The organism is Pseudomonas sp. 24 E 13 (assembly GCF_900004715.1).
Taxonomy (GTDB): Bacteria; Pseudomonadota; Gammaproteobacteria; order Pseudomonadales; family Pseudomonadaceae; genus Aquipseudomonas; species Aquipseudomonas orientalis_A.
Genome location: NZ_CVTO01000023.1, coordinates 1 through 3,049 on the forward strand (window position 1 = coordinate 1; position 3,049 = coordinate 3,049).

Annotated in this window: 4 protein-coding genes; all 4 read left to right on the plus strand. The window is 61.8% G+C overall.

Features of this window, described 5'->3' with window-relative positions:
* The coding region (locus BFP90_RS00895) for a flagellar hook-length control protein FliK (RefSeq protein ID WP_176717997.1) at window positions 1-797 on the plus strand (797 nt) is incomplete at its 5' end.
* A gap of 211 nt (window positions 798-1,008) precedes the next feature.
* A complete protein-coding gene (gene fliL, locus BFP90_RS00900; RefSeq protein WP_065884556.1) occupies window positions 1,009-1,515 on the plus strand; it encodes a flagellar basal body-associated protein FliL in 507 nt (168 codons plus the stop codon).
* Window positions 1,516-1,524: 9 nt separating this feature from the next.
* Window positions 1,525-2,493, plus strand: a complete 969-nt coding sequence (gene fliM, locus BFP90_RS00905) for a flagellar motor switch protein FliM (RefSeq protein ID WP_065884557.1) — start codon at window positions 1,525-1,527, stop codon at window positions 2,491-2,493.
* A gap of 34 nt (window positions 2,494-2,527) precedes the next feature.
* The gene (gene fliN, locus BFP90_RS00910) at window positions 2,528-2,995 is read left to right on the plus strand and encodes a flagellar motor switch protein FliN (RefSeq protein ID WP_053257298.1); all 468 of its coding nucleotides are present in this window, start codon (window positions 2,528-2,530) and stop codon (window positions 2,993-2,995) included.
* Window positions 2,996-3,049: the final 54 nt, after the last annotated feature.

Below are 3,049 nucleotides of genomic sequence, written 5' to 3' on the forward strand. Positions count from 1 at the left end.
ACCCGCTGGACGCGATGCCTGCCGTGCGCCTGGCAATGGAGCAGGGCGGTCATGTGTCGGCCGGCAGCCAGGCAACCCAGAAAGCCGCGCCAGCCACGGTCCAGGATCAACCGACCGCCGCGCAGAATTTTGCCGCCGGCCTGGCCACGATGGTCGATCAACAAGCCACCAAGGACAGCACCCATAACGGCGGCGACAAGGCCTTTGGCGCACTGATCGATGACGGCCTCAAGGACCTCAAGCGTGCCGACAGCGACACCCGCGTGGATGACTTCGCCAACCGCCTGGCCGCGCTGACCCAGGCCGCCACGCCGAAAACCGCCAACGCCTTGCCACCGGTGATCAACGCCCCGCTGGCCATGCACCAGAGCGGCTGGACCGAAGAAGTGGTCAACCGCGTGATGTACCTCTCCAGCGCGAGCCTCAAGTCGGCCGAAATCCAATTGCAGCCGGCCGAACTGGGGCGCCTGGATATCAAGGTCAGCATGACGCCCGACCAGCAGGCCCAGGTCAGTTTCATGAGTGGCCATGCCGTGGTGCGTGAAGCGCTGGAAAGCCAGTCCGGCCGCTTGCGCGAGATGTTCGCCCAGCAGGGCATGGGGCAGGTGGATGTGAACGTGTCCGACCAGTCCCGGGGGCAGGAGCAGCAGCAACAGCAAAACCAGGCGCGGGGTGTGAGCAGTGGCGGCCGGCGAGGTGATAGCGCTGACACCGGCAGTCACGTTGACGTGGCTGAAGCGGTCAAGCCCGTGACCTCCACCGTGATCGGCTCCAGCGCCGTCGACTACTACGCCTGACCCAAGTCAAATAGAGATCCAAGTGTGGGAGGGGGCTTGCCCCCGATAGCGGTGTATCAGCGACAGATTTGTTGACTGACACACTGCTATCGGCGGTAAGCCCCCTCCCACATTTGATTTGTGTTGCCCTGGCGCCAGACAACTCTGGCATAACACTTGCTCTTGCCTATCCGTATATCTATGAATTCCCGAATAGTGACGGATTATTGGCATGGCGAACAGCGACGACGCAGCAACTCCCCCGGCAGGCAAAGGCAAAGGCAAGCTCAAGCTGATCCTGCTGATTGTGCTGGGCCTGCTCCTGGCCATTGGCGCCTCGATTGGCGGCACCTGGTACATCATGCACAGCAACGCAAGCAAACCTGCCCCTGCCGCCGACACCGCCACTAACGTCAAGCAACCGGCAATCTTCGAACCGATGCTGCCGGCCTTTGTCGCCAACTACAATCAGAACGGTCGCCAACGCTACTTGCAGGTGAGCATCACCTTGCTGGCGCGCAACCAGGCGGACCTGGACGCGCTCAAAGTGCACATGCCGGTGATCCGCAACAACCTGGTGATGCTGTTCTCGGGCCAGAGCTTCGACAGCCTGGCCACCCCGGTGGGCCAGGAAATGCTGCGCCAGAAGGTCACTGCCAGCGTGCAGGAAGTGGCCCAGAAAGAGCTCGGCAAAGTCGTGATAGAGCAGGCGCTCTTCACTAACTTCGTATTGCAGTAGGATCACGACATGGCCGTGCAAGACCTGCTGTCCCAGGATGAAATCGACGCGCTGTTGCATGGCGTGGACGATGGTCTGGTGCAGACCGAAATGGCTGCCGAGCCCGGCAGTGTCAAAAGTTATGACCTGACCAGCCAGGATCGCATCGTCCGTGGACGCATGCCGACCCTGGAAATGATCAACGAACGTTTCGCCCGTTACACCCGCATCAGCATGTTCAACATGCTGCGCCGCTCGGCGGACGTCGCCGTGGGTGGCGTGCAGGTGATGAAGTTTGGTGAATACGTGCACTCGCTGTACGTGCCCACCAGCCTCAACCTGGTCAAGATCAAGCCGTTGCGCGGCACCGCGCTGTTTATCCTTGACGCCAAGCTGGTGTTCAAGCTGGTGGACAACTTCTTCGGCGGCGACGGCCGTCACGCCAAGATCGAAGGCCGTGAGTTCACGCCCACCGAACTGCGCGTGGTGCGCATGGTGCTGGAGCAGGCTTTCATCGACTTGAAGGAAGCGTGGCAGGCGGTCATGGAAGTCAATTTCGAGTACATCAACTCGGAAGTGAACCCGGCCATGGCCAACATCGTCGGGCCGAGCGAAGCCATTGTGGTGTCCACCTTCCACATCGAACTCGATGGCGGCGGCGGCGATCTGCACGTGACCATGCCGTACTCGATGATCGAGCCGGTGCGCGAAATGCTCGACGCCGGTTTCCAGTCCGACCTCGACGACCAGGACGAGCGCTGGGTCAAGGCCCTGCGCGAAGACCTGCTGGACGTCGACGTGCCCCTGAGCGCCACTGTGGCCCGTCGCCAGCTACGCCTGCGCGACATTCTGCACATGCAGCCGGGAGACGTGATCCCCGTCGAATTGCCGGAAGAACTGATCATGCGCGCCAACGGTGTGCCGTCGTTCAAGGTCAAGCTCGGCTCTCACAAAGGCAACCTGGCGTTGCAAGTGATCGAACCGATCAACCGCCGCTGATCAACATTCATTTTTGCTACGCCGAGGACATGTAATGGCTACCGAACACGAAAACACTTCCGCCGAAGACCAGGCCCTGGCTGACGAGTGGGCTGCGGCCCTGGAAGAAACCGGCGATGTCGGCCAGGACGACATCGACGCGCTGCTGGCCGCCGACGCCGCGTCCGCGCCGGCCGGCAAGCGCCTGCCGATGGAAGAATTCGGCAGCGTGCCGAAAAACAACGACCCGGTGACCCTCGACGGCCCCAACCTGGATGTGATCCTGGACATTCCAGTGTCGATTTCCATGGAAGTGGGCAGCACCGAAATCAACATCCGCAACCTGCTGCAGCTCAACCAGGGCTCGGTGATCGAGCTGGACCGCCTGGCCGGCGAACCGCTGGACGTGCTGGTCAACGGCACGCTGATCGCCCATGGCGAGGTGGTGGTGGTCAACGAGAAGTTCGGCATTCGCCTGACCGACGTGATCAGCCCGAGCGAACGCATCAAGAAGTTGCGCTGAAATGAAGTACTCGATGGCGGGACTGTGGCTGGCGCTGCCGTTGAGCGCGCTGGC

Excerpts from the sequence above, each read along its gene's own strand:
- fliM (WP_065884557.1), top strand. The coding sequence starts at position 1,525 with ATGGCCGTGCAAGACCTGCTGTCCCAGGATGAAATCGACGCGCTGTTG.
- fliL (WP_065884556.1), top strand. The coding sequence starts at position 1,009 with ATGGCGAACAGCGACGACGCAGCAACTCCCCCGGCAGGCAAAGGCAAA.
- fliN (WP_053257298.1), top strand. The coding sequence starts at position 2,528 with ATGGCTACCGAACACGAAAACACTTCCGCCGAAGACCAGGCCCTGGCT.